Origin of the sequence: Pseudoalteromonas sp. CF6-2 (assembly GCF_021729425.1) — a bacterium.
GTDB lineage: Bacteria > Pseudomonadota > Gammaproteobacteria > Enterobacterales > Alteromonadaceae > Pseudoalteromonas > Pseudoalteromonas arabiensis.
In genome coordinates this window covers 2,751,841-2,773,333 of record NZ_CP091442.1, presented here as the reverse complement: position 1 = coordinate 2,773,333, position 21,493 = coordinate 2,751,841, and the positions used below count along the sequence as shown (strand labels likewise).

19 protein-coding genes are annotated in these 21,493 nt (G+C 41.8%); 13 read left to right on the top strand and 6 right to left on the bottom strand.

The features are described from left to right. Both L3Q70_RS12845 and L3Q70_RS12840 read left to right on the top strand, forming a co-directional pair. A complete protein-coding gene (locus tag L3Q70_RS12845; protein ID WP_193987730.1) occupies nucleotides 1-1,344 on the top strand; it encodes a sigma 54-interacting transcriptional regulator in 1,344 nt (447 codons plus the stop codon). A gap of 20 nt (nucleotides 1,345-1,364) precedes the next feature. After that, a complete protein-coding gene (locus L3Q70_RS12840; RefSeq protein WP_237114384.1) occupies nucleotides 1,365-1,865 on the top strand; it encodes a DUF1543 domain-containing protein in 501 nt (166 codons plus the stop codon). Between the two features lies 1 nt (nucleotide 1,866). Here the strand turns inward: L3Q70_RS12840 and L3Q70_RS12835 are convergent, their stop codons facing one another. From L3Q70_RS12835 to pdsR, 4 genes are all read right to left on the bottom strand, one after another. Continuing rightward, nucleotides 1,867-2,076 carry a hypothetical protein gene (locus L3Q70_RS12835; RefSeq protein WP_062569538.1) on the bottom strand — a complete coding sequence of 70 codons (210 nt, stop codon included), beginning with the start codon at nucleotides 2,074-2,076 and terminating at the stop codon, nucleotides 1,867-1,869. Between the two features lie 50 nt (nucleotides 2,077-2,126). Further along, entirely contained in the window at nucleotides 2,127-2,288 is a 162-nt protein-coding gene (locus tag L3Q70_RS12830) for a hypothetical protein (protein ID WP_157066206.1), read from the bottom strand. A 115-nt stretch (nucleotides 2,289-2,403) separates the two neighbouring features. Next, nucleotides 2,404-4,530, bottom strand: coding sequence for a proteobacterial dedicated sortase system histidine kinase (gene pdsS / locus L3Q70_RS12825; RefSeq protein ID WP_237114383.1), 2,127 nt, complete (start codon nucleotides 4,528-4,530; stop codon nucleotides 2,404-2,406). Continuing rightward, on the bottom strand, nucleotides 4,530-5,219 hold the full coding sequence (gene pdsR / locus L3Q70_RS12820; protein WP_237114382.1) for a proteobacterial dedicated sortase system response regulator: 690 nt from the start codon (nucleotides 5,217-5,219) through the stop codon (nucleotides 4,530-4,532). Before pdsR ends, pdsS begins: the two co-directional genes overlap by 1 nt. A gap of 219 nt (nucleotides 5,220-5,438) precedes the next feature. Between pdsR and pdsO the strand changes: the two genes are divergently transcribed. Genes pdsO through L3Q70_RS12805 form a run of 3 tightly spaced genes read left to right on the top strand, consistent with a single transcriptional unit; the run spans nucleotide 5,439 to nucleotide 8,763 of the window. Next, nucleotides 5,439-6,176: a sortase-associated OmpA-like protein PdsO gene (pdsO, locus tag L3Q70_RS12815; RefSeq protein ID WP_062569541.1), complete on the top strand. Its 738-nt coding sequence runs from the start codon at nucleotides 5,439-5,441 to the stop codon at nucleotides 6,174-6,176. A 26-nt stretch (nucleotides 6,177-6,202) separates the two neighbouring features. Beyond that, nucleotides 6,203-8,188, top strand: coding sequence for a marine proteobacterial sortase target protein (locus tag L3Q70_RS12810; protein ID WP_237114381.1), 1,986 nt, complete (start codon nucleotides 6,203-6,205; stop codon nucleotides 8,186-8,188). Beyond that, nucleotides 8,176-8,763: a class GN sortase gene (locus tag L3Q70_RS12805; RefSeq protein ID WP_237114380.1), complete on the top strand. Its 588-nt coding sequence runs from the start codon at nucleotides 8,176-8,178 to the stop codon at nucleotides 8,761-8,763. Before L3Q70_RS12810 ends, L3Q70_RS12805 begins: the two co-directional genes overlap by 13 nt. Here L3Q70_RS12805 and L3Q70_RS12800 read toward each other — a convergent pair. Then, nucleotides 8,670-9,617: a DMT family transporter gene (locus L3Q70_RS12800; RefSeq protein ID WP_237114379.1), complete on the bottom strand. Its 948-nt coding sequence runs from the start codon at nucleotides 9,615-9,617 to the stop codon at nucleotides 8,670-8,672. The genes L3Q70_RS12805 and L3Q70_RS12800 overlap by 94 nt on opposite strands. Before the next feature lie 122 nt (nucleotides 9,618-9,739). On the opposite strand from L3Q70_RS12800, the gene proB reads away from it, so the two are divergent. The 7 genes from proB (at nucleotide 9,740) to L3Q70_RS12765 (ending at nucleotide 17,258) form a co-directional block, all read left to right on the top strand. Beyond that, nucleotides 9,740-10,843 carry a glutamate 5-kinase gene (gene proB, locus L3Q70_RS12795; RefSeq protein ID WP_062569545.1) on the top strand — a complete coding sequence of 368 codons (1,104 nt, stop codon included), beginning with the start codon at nucleotides 9,740-9,742 and terminating at the stop codon, nucleotides 10,841-10,843. A gap of 64 nt (nucleotides 10,844-10,907) precedes the next feature. Beyond that, nucleotides 10,908-11,876 (top strand): GGDEF domain-containing protein, encoded by a 969-nt coding sequence (locus L3Q70_RS12790; protein ID WP_062569546.1) that lies wholly within the window; start codon nucleotides 10,908-10,910, stop codon nucleotides 11,874-11,876. 68 nt (nucleotides 11,877-11,944) lie between these two features. Next, complete coding sequence (locus L3Q70_RS12785) at nucleotides 11,945-12,304, top strand: glutathione S-transferase N-terminal domain-containing protein (protein WP_062569547.1); 360 nt, start codon at nucleotides 11,945-11,947, stop codon at nucleotides 12,302-12,304. Between the two features lie 79 nt (nucleotides 12,305-12,383). Then, nucleotides 12,384-13,868: a glutamate--tRNA ligase gene (gltX, locus tag L3Q70_RS12780; RefSeq protein WP_062569548.1), complete on the top strand. Its 1,485-nt coding sequence runs from the start codon at nucleotides 12,384-12,386 to the stop codon at nucleotides 13,866-13,868. 346 nt (nucleotides 13,869-14,214) lie between these two features. After that, nucleotides 14,215-14,916, top strand: coding sequence for a DUF3581 domain-containing protein (locus L3Q70_RS12775; protein ID WP_062569549.1), 702 nt, complete (start codon nucleotides 14,215-14,217; stop codon nucleotides 14,914-14,916). 93 nt (nucleotides 14,917-15,009) lie between these two features. Further along, nucleotides 15,010-16,245 carry a DEAD/DEAH box helicase gene (locus L3Q70_RS12770; RefSeq protein ID WP_237114378.1) on the top strand — a complete coding sequence of 412 codons (1,236 nt, stop codon included), beginning with the start codon at nucleotides 15,010-15,012 and terminating at the stop codon, nucleotides 16,243-16,245. 47 nt (nucleotides 16,246-16,292) lie between these two features. Continuing rightward, nucleotides 16,293-17,258 carry a sensor domain-containing diguanylate cyclase gene (locus L3Q70_RS12765; RefSeq protein ID WP_237114377.1) on the top strand — a complete coding sequence of 322 codons (966 nt, stop codon included), beginning with the start codon at nucleotides 16,293-16,295 and terminating at the stop codon, nucleotides 17,256-17,258. Here the strand turns inward: L3Q70_RS12765 and L3Q70_RS12760 are convergent. Then, complete coding sequence (locus L3Q70_RS12760; RefSeq protein ID WP_062569552.1) at nucleotides 17,255-18,211, bottom strand: hypothetical protein; 957 nt, start codon at nucleotides 18,209-18,211, stop codon at nucleotides 17,255-17,257. The genes L3Q70_RS12765 and L3Q70_RS12760 overlap by 4 nt on opposite strands. A gap of 245 nt (nucleotides 18,212-18,456) precedes the next feature. Between L3Q70_RS12760 and L3Q70_RS12755 the strand changes: the two genes are divergently transcribed. Next, nucleotides 18,457-21,342 (top strand): M16 family metallopeptidase, encoded by a 2,886-nt coding sequence (locus L3Q70_RS12755; protein WP_237114376.1) that lies wholly within the window; start codon nucleotides 18,457-18,459, stop codon nucleotides 21,340-21,342. Nucleotides 21,343-21,493: the final 151 nt, after the last annotated feature.

Genomic DNA, 21,493 nt, shown 5'->3' with positions numbered 1-21,493 from the left:
ATGAATGAAGTAAGTAAACCTCGCGTGTTACTAGTGGATGATGACGCGAGTTTATTAAAGCTGTTAGCAATAAGAATCGAGTCTAAAGGTTATCAAGTGAGTACTGCTGAAAGTGGCATTGTGGCTCTTCAAGAACTTAAAAATAAAACCTACGACGCGGTAATTACCGATTTAAGAATGGACGAAATGGACGGGATGGCGCTGCATCGTCAGTTGCAAAGCCGCTACCCATCTATGCCTGTCATTATGATGACAGCGCATGGTTCGATTCCTGATGCAGTCGAGGCGACAAAGCAGGGGATTTTTGCATTTATTACAAAGCCTGTTGATAAAGATGAGTTATTTGACAGCTTAGCAAAAGCAATAGAGATCCATGGCGTGCACGGAGAGGAAGCGCCCACTCAAACCAATATCGTGACGCGAAGCGGCGCGATGCTGCATTTACTTGAACAGGTTAAGTTACTGGGGCCGACACAGGTTAACGTACTCATATCTGGTGCCAGCGGCACAGGTAAAGAACTACTTGCACAAGCAATCCATCAGCATAGCCACGTTAGTGACGGTCCATTCGTAGCGATTAACTGCGGTGCAGTACCCGGTGAGCTATTAGAGTCGGAATTATTCGGGCATAAAAAAGGTGCCTTTACAGGGGCTGTGAAAGATCATCAAGGTTTATTTCAGCAAGCACAAGGCGGCACACTGTTTTTAGATGAAATTGGTGATATGCCACTGAACTTACAAGTGAAGTTACTACGCGTATTACAAGAGAAAACGATTCGCCCTGTTGGTTTCCAAGAAGAAATTCCAATTGATGTCAGAGTTGTATCTGCCACTCATAAAAACCTTCCTGAAGCGATAAATAACCAACAGTTTAGAGAAGATCTTTATTATCGATTGAACGTTGTTAATTTAAAGCTACCACCTCTTTGTGAACGCCGTGAAGATATAAGCTTACTGGCACAGCATTTTGCAGGGCAGATAGCAAAGCGCATGAATCAAGACGAAAAACGTTTTGCAAGCGATGCGATGCATGCGCTAGTGAGGTATGATTGGCCGGGCAATATTCGCCAACTACAAAACGTAATTGAACAAGTTGTTGCCTTGACGCCAGGCGGAGTCATCTCTGCTCAACTGGTGGAATCTGCACTCAATAGTAATGTAAGTATTGCGGAACCACTTTCGCTGAATGATGCGAAAAAAGAGTTTGAGCGCGACTATCTAATCAATACCTTAAAGATGGCAGCCGGCAATGTCGCAGAGGCCGCTAAGCTTGCAAAACGGAACCGTTCAGATTTTTATAAGCTAATAAAAAAACACAACATTAATGTAGAAAACTTAATGTAGAGCTAGCATAAGGAAAATTCATGTCACTTTTTTTAGTCTACCTTGGTGGACGTATTCAAGGTTGCCACATAGAAACGCATGATGTGCGATTTGTGGTGGGAAGTACAATTGAACAAACATACTCAAAATTAAAAGCACAGTGGGTCGGTGATAAAAACAATGTGCACATGGATAGTTACATGCAAATTCAGCACATTGATGGATACAAGGTAGAGGTTGTTGAAGAAGCGCACGGACAACCTGAAAAACTATATTTTGTGAATCTAGGTGCCTATCGTGCTGATAGGTTGGCAGAGCAGCATGATTTTGCACTCTATGTTGCTCGCAGCAGTGAAGAAGCTAAACAACGTGCGAAAGAGTCTTTACTTGCAGGGCTAAGCCATCTCCATAAGGATGATTTACACGATGTCGATGATTGTTTTGCGATTGACTTGCTCGATAGTCACTTATCAATCAAGTTAACTCCAAGCGGGCAATCACAAGCAATGAAACCGGATTGGTTTGGTTATCACGTTTTATAAACTAATCCTGATTATCGCTTTTACTAGCAATTTTAAAGGCGATAATCACTAGGCCAAATAAAGCAAAAGGCAATGCAGCTAGTAAATACTCCACTGTATGATTGTCTTGATAATTTGGCTGAAGTAAGAAGTGTCCTACGACACAAAGCAGAATAGCGACGAATAAAACAGGCAGTAAGATCAGTTCTTTTTTTGGAGAGTGTTTTTTCATAACAAAGCGTCACATTGCAAAGGTGCGCTATTGTAATGAGCTAAGATTGATTAGGTCAAATAACTTGGTGACTTATATTGCGCTGCATCAATTTTTTTATTGGCCGCTTTTTTTACAGGCTTTTTAGGTTTGACTGGTTTGTCAGCTGTATCATTACAGTTATACAGTCCCATAATAAACTCTATTTCCTCGCGTTGTAATCCAGACTGCATGATACCCCCCTTAATGTCGAATTTGCCATTTATACGACAAATACTAAGCAGTTGAAGCTGAATTATCGGTGAATAATGCGTCATTAAACTGTAATCATATGTAACACAAATTCGCTTATTTAATAGGCAGCTCCACAGTAAACACAACACCCGTGCCATCATCTAAATTTTCAGCGGCTACTTTACCGTGATGGTAATCACAAATAAGCCTTACAATATAAAGACCTAAGCCTAAGTGGGGCTGCTGTTGATGTTGCTGACTTCTCACCGAGACCATTGAGTCGAAAATGTGTTCAACTAAACCGTCAGGTAGCAGAGGTCCTTGGTTGCTGATTTTTAATAATGCATGTTGCTCTTGCTTGATTAAGCTGACTGAAATTGTGCTTTGTGAAGTTTTAAACTCAAGTGCATTGTTGATGAGCTTATCAAGCAATTGAGCGATAAACTCGGGTGCGCCACTGACATTTAACGGCTCTTTACAAAGCGACAAGGTAAATAGGCTTTCACCATAGGTTATTTGATAGCCTTGCATGCAGCCTGTGATCACCTTGCTCAGATCAAATTCTTCAGCTTCGGCGCTTTGAATACTTTGTTCAAGACGCGTTGCTTCGCTCATGGTGGTAATAATTTTACCCAACCGCTCAACCCCTTCACTGGCACGGTCGAGGTATTTTTGACTCAATTCAGATTGCGGCTGCATCTGTAAGTTTTCAAGTGATGAGCGAACAACAGCCACAGGCGTGCGTAGTTCATGGGAGAGTCGTGATGACATATTTTCTAAGTAATCAGTATAACCACTTAAACGACTAACAATATTGGCAAAGCTACGAGAAAGGTCACCAATTTCATCATTCGAATCGGCATAGGTTATTTTGCCAGTAATACGCCCTTGGGCATCAATGGCTTGTTCGGCATTATCACGCAGGCGGCGAATACGGCTGGAAATTCGTGACGCAAAAAAGAACAGGGTCACAGTGCCCACAAGCATCACCGCTAAAATGACATTAAATAGCTTCTCTAGCGACTTATTACGCAGAGTGCGCACGCCATTGGTGGTTTCTTCTGCGATTACTGCACCAATCACTTTATCTTGGATCCAAATAGGGTAGGCAGCAGATAAAATAACGGCTTTGTTATCTGGGGTTAAGCGCCATGATGATGCGGGTTTACCATTTAAAGCACTGGCTATATGAGTACCTTGCATCGCAGCGACATCATGTAAGGTATCAATAAATTCATTTTCTGGGCGAGTTAATATTTTATAGTAAAGAGGATGCAAATAATCTTGCTCAAAGCGTTGCCACCACGTTGTTGCGGGCGCATCTTTTAGGCCATCTGCCCAAACGCCATCGGCATGATGAATTGAGCCTGATTGCGCAAGTACACGATGATGGTTATCGACGACCCAAATTCGACTGCCACTGTGGCCCATGCCTTTCAAAATACGGTTAATTTCTGGCGAAGGCACTAAAACAGAGCCGATATCATTGGGATTTTGTAGGTTTGAGGTCGACATAAGCTGAGGCTCAGCTTTGCCTTCATCCCAATCTTCAATCGCAAAACCGAGCTTATTACCTAACATCGAAAGCGGAAAACGCAGCTCTATGTTATACCCCGTGTCGGTGCTTTTAAAATACCCCTGAATTTTAGTGACCGGCTGTTGTGTTGAAGCATCAAAGGCATTGACCCAACCATCTTGACGGGCAGCCACCACATAACGTTTAAATTCACCTGCAGGTGTTTTTAACATGATCTGTAAGTGATCGTTGCGGGTAAAGCTAAGCACATTTTTAGCACGATACACCAAAGAGCTGTCTGTGACTTTAAACGCCGCATAAAGGTAGTTTTCGTATTTGCCCACCATGTGATCAAAACTAAGATCACTCTGTTGATGATCATTGCTTAAACTTTGTAAGTAGCGCTTATCATAATGCCAAAATAAGCTTTGATAAGGCTGCCACTCCGACAGTTTACCATCAAGTTGAATCGGGTTATTTAGGTTGTAAGCGTATAAATCACGGCCTTTTACCACTTGATCTAAAAAGTTGGTTTGCGAGTCAAACAAAGCGGGGCGCTCATGTAATGCGGTGGCGAGTGCACGTGTTGTGCCTACTAAGGTTTTTTCTTGCCCTTGCCTTAAGAACTTTTCCATTTCCCACACATACTCATAGCCAAGCCAAGGTAATAAAAATAAAAAGCAGGATAAGAAAATAAACTTTGTTCTAAGCCCCAAACGCAGCATTAAGCTTGCTCCCAGCGATAACCCATACCGTAAACTGTATCAATGCAGTCAAATGCATCATCTAAAGCAATAAATTTTTTTCGAATGCGTTTTACGTGCGAGGTAATCGTGCTGTCATCAACATAAATTTTCGCATCACTCATTAATTCGTTACGGCTTTTAACATGACCTGGACGCTGCGCAAGTGAATGCACCATCCAAAATTCTGTTACAGTTAAATCAACCAGTTGCTCTTGCCAAAAAACCTGCATGCGTTGGGTATCTAACTTTAACGTGCCGCGATGCAAAAGAGCGGTTTGATCGGCGGGTTGATCAAATGCATCGAGGCGTCTAAATAGTGCGCCAATTCGCGCAGCAAGATGCGCCATGCTGATGTCTTTGGTTAAATAATCGTCGGCACCCATGCGCAGGCCACACACGGTATCAATTTCGCTATCGCGAGCGGTTAAAAATATAATCGGTAAAGTTTTAGAAAGGCTGCGTAGAGTTTGGCAAAGTAAAAAACCACCATCTACTTCATGGCCAAGACCAATATCAACAATGGCTAAGTCTGGTAAAGATTGACTAAATGCCAGTTCAGCACTTGCTCTGTCAGCAAAACCTACCACCTGATAGCCCTGAGCACTGAGCATTTCTGCGTAGTTTTCGCGGATTGCTGTTTCATCTTCAACGATTGCTATTTTCTTCATTGTTAATACTTACTTAAATTCTTTCTATAGCGAACTATACCTAATTTTTTGCCTTGCGTACTGGCAAAAATGCGATTGCCATTTTTCTGCCACAATTGCTCAGCAGTTTGCCTTTTTTGATCCCCTTTATTGCCATTTCGACTTGTTTTAATAGCTCCATACCAAGTTCGCAACACCAACCAATGTTGCCAAGCAATTAAGTAAAAAAAGGATTAAACCATGAAAAAATTAATTATTGCCGCTGTCATTACCACTGCTTTATCAACAACACAGTATGCGGTTGCTGCAAATCAAACAAAGCAAGATACACCAAAAGAAACAGCGATAGGCCTTAGTGCTGGTGCCGTAGTTGGCGGCTTAGTCGGCGGTCCAATTGGCGCGTTTGTGGGCGCATTTGCAGGCGGCTTAATTGGTGAAAAAGAAGCGGCAGAAAACACCATTGATGAACAAGCTCACGCATTAGTCGTAATGAAAGAGCAAACCGCAGATTACCAACAAGTGATAGCCGATAACGCCGCCCTAAGTGAGCAGCTTGAATTATTAGCGGATGAAAAAGAGCAGTTACTACAAGCCCAGCTTAATACTTTACTGGCCATGACGGTGCAGTTTAAAACGGGCTCTAGTGAAATTGCCCCGCACTTTGCTAATCAACTCGACAAAGTAGCTCAGTTACTGATTGCCCAGCCAAATCTGGCTATCGATTTAAATGGCTTTGCAGATCAGCGCGGTGATGAGTTGGCTAATTTAATGCTTTCAAAGCAGCGTGTAAATGCCGTGCAAAGCTACTTAATTAAACAAGGCGTGCCGCATACCCGCTTAACTGCAACCGCCTTTGGTGAGCAGCAAAGTGTTGCCGATTCAAATAACTACGAAGACAACATCTTTGACCGCCGCGTAACATTGACGACGCGCCCTGTGACACAAAGTAGTTTGCGTACAGCGCAAAGTAACCACTAATTCATCGGTCGATGGAGTGACTAATTATGTTGAGTAAACGTACCAAAAGGCTCATATACATGAGCCTTTTCATCCTGCTGTTAGGTTATGCTGTTAGCCCTGTGTTCGCTGCTAACGCTAGTGCCGAATTGCGTTTTTATGATGACTCAAATAGACAGGTGTCGTCGGGGTTACTAGTGAAAAACGATGTCACTATGACACTCACGGGGCTGATTAATCATGTTGTTGTTAAACAACGTTATCAAAACCCACATCCATTTGCGGTCAATGCCCGCTATGTGTTTCCGTTACCTGATGAAAGTGCTGTGCATGCCATGCAAATGCAAATTGGTGAGCGCATTATCACAGGCAATATTACGCTTAAGCAGCAGGCTGAACAGCAATTTGTGCAAGCTCAAAAGCAGGGTAAACGTGCCGCTTTAGTGCGCCAGCAACGTGCTAATATTTTCTCTACTGATGTGGCAAATCTTGGAGCAGGGGAAGAAATTGAAATTACCTTGCAATACCAAGAGATCATCGGTTTTCGTGATGGTGTATTTTCGTTGCGTTTTCCGACCACTATTACGCCGCGATACGAACCTTTAACGGCAGATCTTCAGCAAACAGTTAATACAGAGAAAAAGTTTGAGCCAACAACTGACACAGAGCAAGTGGCATCAGCTTGGCTAAAACCTGTTTTTCACCATGCTAAAAGCCAAGAGTCTGATGCGAGCCTAAACCTTGCAATTTCGATGGATATTGGCCTAGAGCTTAGTTACATCAACGCCAACTTAGACTGTATGCAAGTCGATAACCCGAGTTTTGGCCGTTATCAATTATCGCTTAATCGTGACATTCCGATGGATAGAGACTTTCAGCTAACATTTAAACCCCTTGATAAAGCTCACTCACAGGCTGCATTTTTTACCGAAACAGTCGCAGGGCAAGAGTATGGCTTATTAATGCTAGTGCCGCCAAGCGATCACTTTACCTCGCAAGCTCGGCTTCCCCGTGAGATGGTGTTTGTTGTTGATACCTCAGGTTCAATGCATGGTCAATCTATGGAGCAGGCAAGGCAGGCCTTGTTTTATGCCTTATCGTTACTGGATGAAAATGACAGTTTTAATGTCATAGGTTTTGATAACGAAGTCTCGCTATTAAGTGACACGCCGATGATTGCTAATGATTTTAATATTCGCCGCGCTGAGCGCTTTATTTATGGCCTTCAAGCAGATGGTGGCACCGAAATCGCAAAAGCACTGACGCAGGTACTTGATGGCAAACAGCATGATGGCTTTGTACGCCAAGTGGTGTTTTTAACCGATGGCAGTGTGGGTAACGAAACGCAGTTATTTAAGCAAATTCAATCTGACTTGGGTGACAGCAGGCTTTTTACTGTGGGTATTGGCAGTGCGCCTAATAGCTTTTTTATGACTAGAGCGGCTGATATTGGCCGTGGTACCTTTACTTTTATTAGTAGCACCAGTCAAGTACAGCCAAAAATGCAGTTGCTTTTTGATAAGCTGGCACATCCTGCTGTTACAGAGCTTGCGCTTGAAGGCGATAAAGCAGCACTTGAATACTGGCCTTCGCCGTTACCTGACTTGTATTTTTCAGAGCCGGTTTTGGTTGCCATGAAGCTTGATGGCAGTCAGTACTTAACGTTAAAAGGGCAAACAAACACAGGACCCATGACCATTAACTTAGCAACGGCCAATGCTGCAAACGGTGAAGGTATTGCTAGACTCTGGGCAAGACAAAAAATTAAGTCACTGCTGCTTTATAACGAAAAGGATGCGGTGCGCGCAGAAGTTGAAGCATTGGCACTTCAGCACCATTTGCTCAGCCCTTTTACAGCCTTTATTGCGGTTGATAACTATGCGGGTAATGAGATTGCAGAGCGTTCAATGCAAGTAGCCAACAAACTCCCTAACGGCATGACGCTACCGCAAACCGACGGACAAAGCCGCGTATTTATGCTACTTGGGTTACTGTTACTTGCTTTTTCGGGGTTATGGCAATGGCGACGCTAAAAAAAGCGTTGCCAGTTTGCAGCGCCTTACTTGGCATCGCATTACTTGCCAATGGCGGTTATATGCAGGCGAAAGCTTGGCTTGCGCAGACGCTAATTGAGTCGGCTTGGCAGCAAGCTTTGCAAAGACCTAATGAGCAAGTGAGGCCTTGGTTTTACGCCGATGGTTATGTCACCGCGCGCATAAATTGGCCAAGTCAGCAGCAAGAGTTGACGGTACTTGCTGGTGCGTCGGGGCGAAACCTTGCGTTTGCCCCTGGGCACTTTTTACCAAGTGGAGAACTTGGCAGCAAAAATGGGGTAGTGATTGCCGGTCATAACGACACCCACTTTGCATTTCTAAAACATGTCGCTGTAGGTGAGCAATTCTCTATGCAGTTGCAAAATGGCCAGATTGAACACTATCAAGTTCGCAGCATTGATGTTATTCATCAAAGCGAACAGGGCTTTTTAGCGCAATCAGGCCTTTATTTATTAACCTGTTATCCTTTTGATTCGTTAGCGTCAGGAACTGAATTTAGGCTATTGGTATCCGCTGATAAATTATCGTCGTCTACGTCAACTTTGAGCTCTTGATGACGTTGACTAACAATAACACCGGCGAATACCACCGCAATACTCACCCATTGCCACACAGTTAGTACTTCGCCTAGTAGGATGGCTGACAAAATTAACGCAAAAATAGGAATGAGGTTAGAGTAGGCGGCAGCTGTTAATACCGACACTTTACTGATGGCGTAATTGTACATGCCATAGCCACCTAACGTGACACATGAGCCTAAATATAGAATGCTCAATAGGGCACTTAAATCATGCTGATTTTCGCTCGGTAGTTCGATAAAAAATAAAAAAGGCGCAAAGAACAAGCTACCACTAAAACCTTGAATTGCAATTAAGGTAAGGGGTGAATAGCGTGTCACTAAGTGTTTTACGCTTACGGTATAAAAGGCGGCGCACACCATCGCCATCAGTTCTAAAAAGTTACCAAGTAGTGGATTAGGGGCTTGTTCAGTGCTTGGTGATAACAGCGTTAATAAAATACTGCCACCAATACACAAGGTAAAACCAACGACAATAGCTTTACTGATGTACTCTTTTAATATTAAGAACGCCAAAATGGCGACAATAATTGGTAAACAAGAGACGATTACCCCTGCTTGTGATGCTGACGTGTATTCAAGGGCATGCCCTTCAAATAAATAATAAAAACAGGGTTCAGCTAATGACATACCAATTAAATACTTCCAGTCACCTTGTTTAAACTCAAAGCGGATCACATAGCGCCATAAACATAAGCAAATCAGTAATGTGGTTAGCATTCTTAAAAAAATCACTAACACAGGGTCGTAAATATTGATTGCGTGCTTTAACGCAATGTAAGAGCTACCCCATAAAAAGGTCGCGATAATTAAGCATATACTGGCTGGCATAGGTGTCGATATTGAGTAAAAAACGAGAGCGTGATCCTAGCATGAATTTTTTTTACTTGTTCAAAAACTGTTAACTGGTATATATAAATTCTCTATTATTTATTACAGACTTTAAAACACACATGCAAAGGCCACACGTCGTTGTTGTAAAGCTAGGTACGAGCGTATTGACTGGCGGTACAGACAAATTAGATAAAGCACATATGGTTGAACTTGTTCGCCAATGTTGCGAATTAAAAAAACAGGGTTATCAGGTTGTTTTAGTATCAAGTGGCGCGGTTGCTGCTGGACGCGAGCAACTAGTTACCCCCTGTGGCCGTTCTTTGATTGAAAAACAAATGCTGGCCGCAATTGGTCAAGGGCAGCTTATTCATATTTGGCAGAGCTTGTTTGCTTTATATGGTGTGAATGTTGGGCAAATGCTACTGACTCGCGCCGATGTAGAAGACCGTGAACGTTATTTAAACGCTCGCGATACCTTAAATGCGCTACTTGCTCACAATGTGGTGCCAATTATTAACGAGAATGACGCCGTGGCCACCGCCGAAATTAAAGTCGGTGATAACGATAACTTATCTGCTTTAGTCGCGATTTTAGCAAATGCGGAAAAGCTGTTACTGTTAACTGACCAAGAAGGGCTATTTACTGGCGATCCTCGCTCTGATGCCAATGCAACACTTATCAACGAAGTTGAGCATATTAATGATGAACTCAGAGAGCTTGCTGGTGGCAGTGGTACAACACTTGGAACCGGTGGTATGGCAACCAAGCTGCAAGCTGCCGATATTGCACGTCGCGCGGGTGTTGAGGTGATTATTGCCAAAGGTGTGGGCAAAAATGTGATTTTAAATTGCATGGCCGACAAGCTTCCTGGTACACGTTTTTTAAAACTTACAGCGCCAAAAGATGGCCGCAAAAAGTGGTTACTTGCAGGGCCTAAAAGTACGGGGCAATTAGTGATTGACGATGGTGCAAGCCTTGCGCTTAAAGAGCGTGGCGCGAGCTTACTAGCAAAAGGTGTAAAGACTGTGCGAGGACAGTTTGAGCGCGGTGATGTGATTGAAGTAGTGTCTAATCAAGGGCAGTGTATTGCTAAAGGTCTTGTTAATTTTAACCACCAAGAAATTGATCAAATTAAAGGCTGCCATTCATCGCAAATAACCGAACTACTTGCATTTGCACCCAGCAGTGAAGTTATCCATCGAGATGATATGATTTTACTGTAGTTTTTTAGTAATTTTTATAAAGTTAACTAGACTAAAGTTATAGTTAGTTTAGGGGGCTTTCTAAATGCCAGCAAACGCTTGCGGACATGACTGGATAATCTCAATAACGCAACAAGAAGAAGAGCCTGAACTTGATCAGGCGCTTATCAATGCGGTGACGGAGCTCGAAGAGTTTTCACGGTTCGCTATTTATGTGAACAAGTTATTCAAACCTGGGCTACCAGCTCGTTTACTTAACAAAGACTCAGTTATTGAAGAGTTAAATGAGCATGAAGTAAGTGAGTTAATAGAGAAAGTCAGTCGCAACAAAATTCGCATTAGCCGCAATTATGGGGTTATTTCTACCTATGTGCCCATTTACCATATAGGAAATGTGATGGGTGTGCTGGTGATAGAGTCTGAAAAAGAGCTTTCAGATCGCTCAAGTATGTTAGCCATTTATATGCTAAATATCTATGCTAACCAATTGTCATTGCTACACAAGTCTAAATTAGATCCCCTTACTGAGCTATTAAATAGACAAACCTTTGATAAGAAAGTGATTGATATCGCAGCAGAAGCGACACTTGAGCCAAAAGATCATCAATACCATCCTCACTGGTATCTGGCGATGGTGGACATTGATCATTTTAAACGTGTTAATGATAATTTTGGTCATGTTATTGGTGATGAAGTTATTTTACTGGTAGCCCAATTGCTTAAAAATAATTTTCGCATTGAAGACTATGTTTTTCGTTACGGTGGTGAGGAATTTACTGTTTTGTTTCAAGCGTCTGATGAAACAGATGCGCGCAATGCACTTAATCGTTTTCGTGCTTGTGTCGCAGAGTATCCTTTTCCTCAAGTTGGAAATCTAACCGTCAGTTGCGGTTTTTTACCTATTTGTGAGTTTGAAATGGTCGCAAGCCTTGTTCAAAAAGCAGATGTTGCACTATATCATTCTAAAAATAATGGTCGTAATCAGGTAACATCGTACGCTGAGCTAGGGATTCAAGAGAGCAAACGCCCTGATGACTCAATAGAGCTTTTTTGAATCTGTTGTCGCGATTATTGCTGTGTTAAAATTGCCCACCATCAATTTTAATCAGTATGAGATTTTACATGAAGTTTGTTCGTTGGTTACTCGGTCGCATTATTTTATTCTTTGATTTTATTTTTACACCACGCAGTAAAAAACGTCCTGCGGCTGAGCAAGCTGCACTTGATTCAGTGACATCGCAATTTAAATTGTACCAATTCAAAGCATGTCCTTTTTGCGTAAAAGTACGTCGTGCTATTAAGCGTCAAGGCTTAGCCATTGAAACCCGTGATGCGAAAGGTAACCAGCAATTTCGTCAAGAGTTACACGAGCAGGGTGGAAAAATTAAAGTACCTTGTTTACGTATTGAAGAAAACGGCCAAGTAACTTGGTTGTACGAATCAAACGATATCATTGCTTATTTAGATAAAGTCGCTGCATAAAGCGGCTTTTCACTTCGATTATAGCCCGTGCTGTGCTAGCATTTGGCAAATTTTTAATTGTCTTTTGAGAGATATAACCATGACAATTCGCACCCGTGTTGCTCCGTCACCAACAGGTGACCCGCACCTAGGTACTGCATACATCGCATTATTTAACTACTGTTTTGCTAAGCAGCAAGGCGGTGAGTTTGTGTTACGTATTGAAGATACAGACCAAGTTCGTAGTACACCAGAATCAGAGCAAGCTATTATGGATAGCTTACAATGGTTAGGCTTAAACTGGGATCATGGTCCAGATGTGGGCGGTGAGTTTGGTCCATACCGTCAATCTGAGCGTAGCGATTTATATAAGAAATTTGCGCATCAGTTAGTTGAACAGGGTAAAGCATTTTACTGTTTTGCAACCAGCGAAGAGCTAGACCAAATGCGTGAAGAGCAAATGGCCGAAGGCCTACGCCCTAAATACGATGGTCGTGGTTTAAATCTTTCAGAAGACGAAATCAAAGCGAACCTTGAAGCAGGTAAGCCATACGTAATACGTATGAAGATCCCAAGCGAGGGCACGTTTAAGTTTAACGACTACCTACGTGGCGAAATTGAGATCCCATGGGAAAACGTAGACATGCAAGTGCTACTTAAAGCAGATGGCTTCCCAACATACTTCCTTGCTAACGTTGTTGATGATCACCACATGCAAATTAGCCATATCTTCCGTGGTGAAGAGTGGATCAACTCAGCGCCTAAGCTATTAAAATTATACGAAGACTTCGGTTGGGAAGCGCCAGTACTTGGCCACTTACCGTTACTACGTAACCCAGATAAGTCAAAATTATCGAAACGTAAAAACCCAACTTCAATCAATTACTATAAAGAAATGGGTTACCTACCAGAGGCGCTATTAAACTATTTAGGCCGTATGGGTTGGTCAATGCCTGATGAGCGTGAAAAGTTCACCTTAGATGAGATGATTGAACACTTTGATATGAAGCGTGTATCACTGGGTGGGCCTATTTTCGACGTGGATAAGCTTAGCTGGTTAAACGGTATGTGGATCCGTGAGAATTTATCTGATGCAGAACTAATGCAACGTTTTGTTGATTGGAAATTTAATTCTGAGCTATTCGCTAAAGTATTACCAGAAGCAAAAACACGTATTAATACGCTTTCAGACATGGTTGACCTTGCGGGTCACTTTGTGGGTGGTATTCCAAGTTACGACCCTGCGCTATTAACGGCAGGTAAAGCGGGTGAAGATGTAACTCGCCAAGCATTACAGTTCTTTATCTGGCAACTTGAAGGCTTACGCAGCTGGGAGAAGTCAGAGATTTTTGCGATTGCAAAAGCGGTTGCAACTTTCCATGAATTGAAGATTAAAGACTTCCTTGAGCCAATTTTTGTGGCTATCACAGGGAAGACTTCATCAACATCGGTTCTTGATGCGATGGAAATTTTAGGTTCTGACCTTTCACGTGCACGTTTACGTGTGGCACTCGCGCATATTGGTGTATCGAAGAAGCAAGCGAAAAATATTGAGCGTGCTTATCGGGATTATCCACAAGCATAGCTTTACTATGCAATCTACAATAAAGCCGAGCTCAGCTCGGCTTTATTGTTTTCGCCTCTAAACCATCTACTTCAGTAGGTGGTTATCACCATTTAAGCTATGCATGGAAAAATACTCATGTTAATGCCTTAGTTGATTTTTTATTAAATGATTTTGTGTGGAAATAGTTCGTCAGTTTTTATTTAGTAACGGTTGTGTACAAAAAGATACAAGATCGCCCAGAGTGTTTTCTAAGCACTCTTATGTTTTTTGTTCTTAAACGTTGAATTGTGAACAGATTCGACCTCTCTCCCCATTTTTTCTGGTAGAATAGTCAGGTTATAAGTAGTTTAAGCAGTGAACAATTATGTTAAGTCCTTATTATCAGCAGCACGCTGATTATGTTTCTATCTCTCGTGAGCAGGGAAGTCGTTTTGCTAAGTCTGTAGCGGATGATTTCAATCCACTTCACGACATCGACGCAAAAAAGTTTTGTGTACCCGGTGATCTTCTTTTTTCACTTGTATTAAACCAATACGGCATCAGTGAGAAAATGGAATTCACTTTTGCAGGCATGGTGGATGAAACATCGCAATTAACTTTTCCTGCTGGGGCTGATGAATTTGCCATTACTGATGGTGATAAAATCATGCTTAAAGTGAAGCGTGAAGGGGCTGTAAGCCAATGCGCTAAACTTACAAATAGTTTGATTAAGAACTATGTTGAGTTTTCAGGTGCCGCATTTCCGCATGTTATTATCCCATTAATGGCGAAACAAGATGTAATGATTAACCCTGCAAGACCTATGGTTATTTATGAATCAATGCTAATTAATCTAGAGCGTCTTGATATTGAAGAGCCAGAGCTTGAGTTTGTTGAACCTGATTTCACTTACACAGGCAAACGCGGAAAAATTATCTTACGATTTAATTTACTAGAAAATGGTGAGAAAGTCGGCTCAGGTGAAAAGCACATGGTTGTTTCTGGCATTCGCGAGTACTGCCAAGCAACGGTTGATGAATTAATTAGTTTTTATAATCAACGTAAAAGTACACTAAACCACGCTTAATTGTACTGTTTTAGATAAAAGGCGCATTAGCGCCTTTTTTGTTTGTGGCCATGTGCGTACAATACTCGCTTTATAGCCAATGTACTTCATATCATGTCAGTAGCGACTTTTTCAGAATTAAACCTTGCCCCCGAACTTTTAGAAGCTCTGCAAGCGGAAAATTATCAAACCCCAACTGCAATTCAAGCGCAGACAATCCCGCTTATTTTATCGGGCGCTGACGTGATGGGCAGTGCACAAACAGGAACAGGTAAAACCGCTGCGTTTGTGTTACCTCTACTGCATAATTTGTTATCTGAAAAGGTACTCCCTGACACGGTTAAAATACTTATTTTAACGCCAACTCGCGAGCTTGCTCAGCAAGTATTTGCAAGTGTAGAGCGCTATGGCGCTAACACCGCAATTAAAGCAGCACTTGCTTATGGCGGTGCCAGTATTGGGCCACAGATCAAAGCCATAAAAGGCGCACAGCTTGTGGTAGCAACACCTGGGCGCTTACTTGATCATGTGATTAAAGGCAGTATTAAGCTTTCAAGCATTAATGCCTTGGTGTTTGATGAGGCTGATCGCATGCTTGATATGGGATTCATCGACGAGATAAAACGTATCTTGCGACATGTGCCAAAAGCGCGTCAAACCTTACTTTTTTCAGCCACATTTGATGACAGCATTTTTAACCTTAGCAAACAGCTCTTAAATGACCCTAAGTTGGTTGAAGTGAATAAACGTAATTCCGCTGCGACAGAAGTAGAGCAAGTTGTTTATGCGGTTGATGAAGATCGCAAGCGTGAGTTGGTGTCACATATGATTGGTATGAAAAACTGGCAACAAGTGCTGATATTTACCCGTACCAAACAAACCGCTGATTTACTTGCTAAAGAAATGTGTAAAGATGGACTAAAAACCGAATCCATCCACGGTGATAAAAGCCAAGGCGCACGTGACAAGGCACTACAAAACTTTAAATCTGGCGCAACGCGTGTACTTGTGGCAACAGATGTTGCTGCGCGTGGTCTTGATATTGCCTCTTTAAGGTACGTGATAAACTATGAACTGCCTTATGTTGCAGAGGATTATGTGCACCGAATAGGCCGTACTGGGCGAGCGGGTGAAAAAGGTTTTGCAATGTCGCTTGTGAGTATTGACGAGCAATACCTGCTTGATGAAATTGATATTCTGCTCGATACACGCCTTACACCGCAGTGGTTACCCAGTTATGAACCTGACTTAAGCAAAGAGCCGAAACAAATCAGAAAAAACACCAATAAAGCACGTCGTTCACGAGATAAAAAACGTATTTTAGGAAAAAAAAGTCCGAGACGTCGTTAAATTTGGCGTATATTTAAACTATCCACTGGTTAATTTGAGTGTGTAGTATGTTTGAAGCCAATAAATGTGCATTTCGTCAACCGGACAACCAGTTTTCGCTACAAAAGTGGCAAAAAACAATCGATTTAATGACTGAGCTATTTTCTGCGCCAGCTGGTTTTATCGTGCAGAAAAGTGATGATGCGTATCGCATCATTGTGTCAAGCCAACAACAAGAAAACCCCTATGATGTTGGTGCAGAATCAAGTGCTGACGATAATATCTTTTGTAAGCAAGTGGTGCGTGATTTAGCACTGCTTTATGTCCCGCATGTGAGTGAGGACAGTCAGTGGCATGACAGTCCCTACATTAAAGATGGTATTGAATCATATTTGGGTGTACCAATTTGTTGGCCCAATGGAGAGCCATTTGGCACATTTTGTGTGATGGATTTTGAACAAACCCATTATCAACCAAGCCTAATAGAGCTGATAAAGCAACTTAGAGACATGGTTGAAGATGATTTAGCACTGTTAGATAGTTTCGCACAAATGCGTGAAATTGCGATGCTAGACCCATTAACGAATATCTATAACCGCCGCGCCCTCGATTTACTTTCGCAACATAAATTAAATCTAGCAGCTCGTCTAGGCTTTGAAGTATGCTGCTTATTTATTGATATTAATGACTTTAAACCGCTTAATGATAATTATGGTCATGAGGTAGGAGATCAAGCTCTAATTAGCCTTGCTGACACAATGAAAGGCACCTTACGAGAGGCTGATATTATCGGTCGATTAGGCGGTGATGAGTTTGTTGCGCTTCTTCAAGTTAATAATGGTGATTGTATCGATACGATTATGAAAAAGCTTGAAAGCACGTTTAAGGCAAACCTGCAAAGTCAGGGCTTGCCAGAGCTTAGCCTTAGTATCGGCTATGCCGCACTTGGTCATCGTGCTGAAACATTTGCTGAATTACTAAAACGTGCAGATGAAGATATGTATGAGAAAAAGCAAGCCTCTAAGCGTGTTTAGGCTATTTGCTTTTCTGCTAGGTTTAATTCCATCGTTGCTTTAAGTAAACGGTAAAGATTGATAGATGCATCAATTTCTTCTTTACGGTTAGTTAAACTCTCAATATTTAAGCCAAGCGGTACATTTAAATGCGCACAGCTTTGTAATATTAGGTCTAGATTCTCACGACAAATACGTACAGACTCGCTCAGTGGGTTAGCGGAATCAAGCATGCGCCATTTTGTTGCTTCTGGTACAGATATGCCCAACCACTGCATAAACTCAAGTGTTTTCTCACCACCACAGGGTGTGAAAGTAAGAATAATTCGTTTCGGTGAAATGCTAAGCGCTTTACAGCTACGCGCATAACTGGTGATTAAATCGATTGTGGCTTGTGCGTTATACACAGCTTGGGAGATAAAAAACTGACAACCTTGTTCCGTTTTTTCAAGCAATCGCTCATGCTCATTGCGTTTGCTGGCATGGCGCTCTGCTATAGTAACGCCACCTAAAAATATATCATTATCTTGTTTTTGAAGTGTTTTATAAGCATCTGGCAGGCTCAATTTGATATCGCCATGAGATGATGGGCTACCAACTAACACTAAGTTTTTTAAATCAAAATCATTACGAGTTTCTGCTAGCCATTCGTTAAACTCAGCTTCACCGCGTTGAGCAACGCTTTTGTACGTAATGACATCTTGTTGAGACAAGTTACGTAATAAATGAGAGTACTCTCGTGGATCGACGGTTTCTTTGAATGGAAATGGGCGTGGTTTTGCCGTACGGCTACTTTCATCTTGAATGTCATAGATAATCACACCATCGTATTCAATTTCGTGTAAGCGACCTAATAGCTTTTGCGCAATGGTTTCAAGCTGAGCTTTATCAGTGCCAGATTTAGGCGGTGTGGTACCAATAAGGTAAACACCTTGATTGGTGTCTTCAATTTTCTCTTGTAATGATAAAGCCATAATCCTCATTCCAGCTGTAGTTGCGTCTATGAGGACAATATAGCAGCCATTTAGACGTCTAGATAGATTTTTTTCGTGAAAGTTTTTCAATGACTATGAATTTTGCTCAACTTAAGAGGCCGTTGTTCGTAAAAATTGACACACCTGTTTACATTAATTCTGCCTTCAACCCTCATATTTTCTGGTACTTTGGTGCATAATCAACGATTAATAACTATGAGAAAAATAACTAACAAGGGAACATAATGAAATTTAGATTATTAGCAACAGCTGTTGCTGTCACGCTAGCGCTCGGTGGATGCGCAAGTAATTCACAGTCAACTATGGTTAAAGAAGCCGGCATTGAGCAGTCAGTAAACCAAGATGATAATCGTGTATTTAGTCAAGGTTACCTATTAGAAGAGCTTGAAAACGGCCTTCGCGTGATGGTAGTAAAAACAGATTACCCAGATGTCGTATCACTGCAAATTCCGGTATCGGTTGGTTCACGTAATGAGGTTGAAGCAGGTAAAACCGGTTTTGCACACTTCTTTGAGCATATGATGTTTAAAGGCTCTGAAAAATTCCCGCAAGATGTGTATTCAGATATTCTAAAAAACTCAGGTGTTGATAATCGCGCATACACAACCAACGATTACACTAACTACCACTTAAACTTCTCAAAAGAACATTTAGATAAAGTACTCGAAATCGAAGCGGATATTTTTCAAAATCTGACTTACAGCGAAGAACAGTTCCGCACTGAAGCGCTTACCGTAAAAGGGGAATATCTAAAGAATAATGCCAGCCCAATTCGTAAGTTACTTTCTGCTGTTCGTAACGAAGCATTCGAAAAACATACGTATAAACACACCACCATGGGCTTTTTTGAAGACATTGAAGCTATGCCTGATCAAATGGCGTATGGTAAAGAGTTCTTCGCTAAGTTTTATAAACCTGAATATGTATCTTTAGTTATTGTTGGTGATGTTGATCCACAAGAAACCATGGCAATGGTGAAAAAGCACTGGGGCAACTGGAAAAAAGGTGATTACCAAGCTGATATTCCTGTTGAGCCAAAACAACAAGCAGCAAAATATGTACATGAGAAAAATGATGGTTTACCAGGTCACTGGTTGCTTGTGTCTTACAAAGGCACCGCATGGGATCCAACTCAAAAAGACCGTGCAGCCCTTGATTTGATCTCACAGCTTTATTTCTCTAACAACTCAGCACTTTATCAAGAGCTGGTTGTTGATAAACAAATTGCCAGCCAAATGTTTACCTATAACCCAGATACTAAAGATCCTGGGTTATTACATGTTTTTGTAAAAGTCGAAAACGAAGCGGACCTTGCAAAAGCGCGTGATGCGATTAACCGTACTTATGCACAAGCGCGCACAGAGCTTGTTGATGCACAAAAGTTAGCTGATTTAAAATCTAACTTAAAATACAGCTTTATCAATGGTCTTGATTCATCACAGTCAATTGCTTCAACACTTGCAAGCTACATGCACTTTGAGCGCGACCCTGAGGTGATTAACCAACTTTACGCGACTGCTGATAGCATCACTCCTGAGGATATCAAAGCGGTAGCAAACAAATATTTTGTTGATTCAAGCCGTACTACTGTGACAATGTCGGCGCTTGATAAAGTGGCAGGTTTTGATCAAGAGGTTGACTTAAACGCGGCGGTTGCCAGTATTGAGCAAGCCCCAACAGAGCGTCATTTTAAAGTACTTGATAAAACCAATAGCTCGCCACTGGTTGATGTTAACTGGTTATTTAATACCGGCGCAGCAGCTGATCCACAAGGCAAAAAAGGCTTAGCGGCACTCACTGCTGCAATGCTAGCGCAAGGTGGCTCAGAAACGATGAGCTACAAAGATATTCAAAAAGCGTTATACCCACTGGCAGGAAGCTTTGGCTATCAAATCGATAAAGAGATGATTTCTTTACGTGGTCGTGTGCATAAAGACAATGCTGCCAAGTGGTATGCACTTGTTAGCGATCAATTGTTAAATCCTGGCTTTAGAGAAGATGATTTCAAGCGTCTGAAAAAAGAGCTTATCGATAGCATTAAAGCAGACCTTAAAGCGTCAAATGACGAAGAGTTAGGTAAAGAAGTGCTGTATCATCAGCTTTATAAAGGCCACCCGTATGAAAGCTATAACTATGGTGATTTATCAGATCTCGAAGCATTGACGCTTGACGATGTAAAAGCGTTTTATGCTAACCAGTTTACCCAATCTAAGTTAACTGTAGGTTTAATTGGTGCTATTCCGAGTGATGTTAAATCAACTATGATGAAAGATTTAACATCGCTTGCACAAGGTAAAGAAAGTCGTTTAACGATCCCAGATGCGCCAGCCCTTCAAGGGCATCATGCAACGATTGTTGAAAAATCAGCGCAATCTACCGCTGTGTCATTTGGTTTCCCAATCGATACAATTCGTAGCAGCGATGACTGGACCGCACTTTGGTTAGTGCGCTCTTACTTTGGTGAACACCGTAGCTCAAATAGCTTCTTGTATCAGCGTATTCGTCAAACCCGTGGTATGAACTATGGTGACTATGCCTACATTGAGTACTTCCCGCGCGGTATGTTCCAAACTAAACCTGATGCTAACTTAGGCCGTTCAGAGCAAATTTTCCAAGTGTGGTTACGTCCGCTTCGTTCTAATAACGATGCGCACTTTGCAACGCGTACGGCATTATTTGAGCTTGATAAGCTGATTAAAAATGGCATCAGCAAAGAAGATTTTGAAGCGACGCGTAACTTCTTAATTAACTTTGTGCCACAAATGGTTGCAAGCCAAGATCGCCAATTAGGTTATGCGCTTGATAGTGAGTTCTATAATACAGAGAGCTTTGTTGACTATGTGCGCGGCAAGCTTGAAAAGCTAACCCTTGATGATGTGAATCGTGTTATTCGCGATAACTTGCAAACAGAGAATATCCACTATGTGTTTATTACTAGTGACGGCAAAGACATGCAAAAACGCTTAGCCTCAGAGCAAACATCGCCTATGGTGTACAACGCTGAAAAACCAGCAGAGCTTGTTGCTGAAGATAAAGTGATTGCAGACTATAAACTTGCGATACCGGCGAAAAATATTAAAGTACTTGATGTCGAAAAAGTATTTCAATAATAACTAATCAATGCCCCTAATCAGGGGCATTTTTTATGTTTAATAGCAAATAACGATGACGCTCTGGTTATTAGATATAACCAGAACAAATAAACAACGGGTTAGTACATCTTGCTACAAATCCGTTAAACTTAAGTAATAGCAGTTAGGT

Excerpts from the sequence above, each read along its gene's own strand:
- L3Q70_RS12755 (WP_237114376.1), top strand. The coding sequence starts at position 18,457 with ATGAAATTTAGATTATTAGCAACAGCTGTTGCTGTCACGCTAGCGCTC.
- L3Q70_RS12760 (WP_062569552.1), bottom strand. The coding sequence starts at position 18,211 with ATGGCTTTATCATTACAAGAGAAAATTGAAGACACCAATCAAGGTGTT.
- L3Q70_RS12775 (WP_062569549.1), top strand. The coding sequence starts at position 14,215 with ATGTTAAGTCCTTATTATCAGCAGCACGCTGATTATGTTTCTATCTCT.
- proB (WP_062569545.1), top strand. The coding sequence starts at position 9,740 with ATGCAAAGGCCACACGTCGTTGTTGTAAAGCTAGGTACGAGCGTATTG.
- pdsO (WP_062569541.1), top strand. The coding sequence starts at position 5,439 with ATGAAAAAATTAATTATTGCCGCTGTCATTACCACTGCTTTATCAACA.
- L3Q70_RS12765 (WP_237114377.1), top strand. The coding sequence starts at position 16,293 with ATGTTTGAAGCCAATAAATGTGCATTTCGTCAACCGGACAACCAGTTT.
- pdsR (WP_237114382.1), bottom strand. The coding sequence starts at position 5,219 with ATGAAGAAAATAGCAATCGTTGAAGATGAAACAGCAATCCGCGAAAAC.
- L3Q70_RS12790 (WP_062569546.1), top strand. The coding sequence starts at position 10,908 with ATGCCAGCAAACGCTTGCGGACATGACTGGATAATCTCAATAACGCAA.
- L3Q70_RS12835 (WP_062569538.1), bottom strand. The coding sequence starts at position 2,076 with ATGAAAAAACACTCTCCAAAAAAAGAACTGATCTTACTGCCTGTTTTA.
- L3Q70_RS12845 (WP_193987730.1), top strand. The coding sequence starts at position 1 with ATGAATGAAGTAAGTAAACCTCGCGTGTTACTAGTGGATGATGACGCG.
- gltX (WP_062569548.1), top strand. The coding sequence starts at position 12,384 with ATGACAATTCGCACCCGTGTTGCTCCGTCACCAACAGGTGACCCGCAC.
- L3Q70_RS12800 (WP_237114379.1), bottom strand. The coding sequence starts at position 9,617 with ATGCCAGCCAGTATATGCTTAATTATCGCGACCTTTTTATGGGGTAGC.
- L3Q70_RS12805 (WP_237114380.1), top strand. The coding sequence starts at position 8,176 with ATGGCGACGCTAAAAAAAGCGTTGCCAGTTTGCAGCGCCTTACTTGGC.
- L3Q70_RS12770 (WP_237114378.1), top strand. The coding sequence starts at position 15,010 with ATGTCAGTAGCGACTTTTTCAGAATTAAACCTTGCCCCCGAACTTTTA.
- L3Q70_RS12840 (WP_237114384.1), top strand. The coding sequence starts at position 1,365 with ATGTCACTTTTTTTAGTCTACCTTGGTGGACGTATTCAAGGTTGCCAC.
- L3Q70_RS12785 (WP_062569547.1), top strand. The coding sequence starts at position 11,945 with ATGAAGTTTGTTCGTTGGTTACTCGGTCGCATTATTTTATTCTTTGAT.
- L3Q70_RS12810 (WP_237114381.1), top strand. The coding sequence starts at position 6,203 with ATGTTGAGTAAACGTACCAAAAGGCTCATATACATGAGCCTTTTCATC.
- L3Q70_RS12830 (WP_157066206.1), bottom strand. The coding sequence starts at position 2,288 with ATGCAGTCTGGATTACAACGCGAGGAAATAGAGTTTATTATGGGACTG.
- pdsS (WP_237114383.1), bottom strand. The coding sequence starts at position 4,530 with ATGCTGCGTTTGGGGCTTAGAACAAAGTTTATTTTCTTATCCTGCTTT.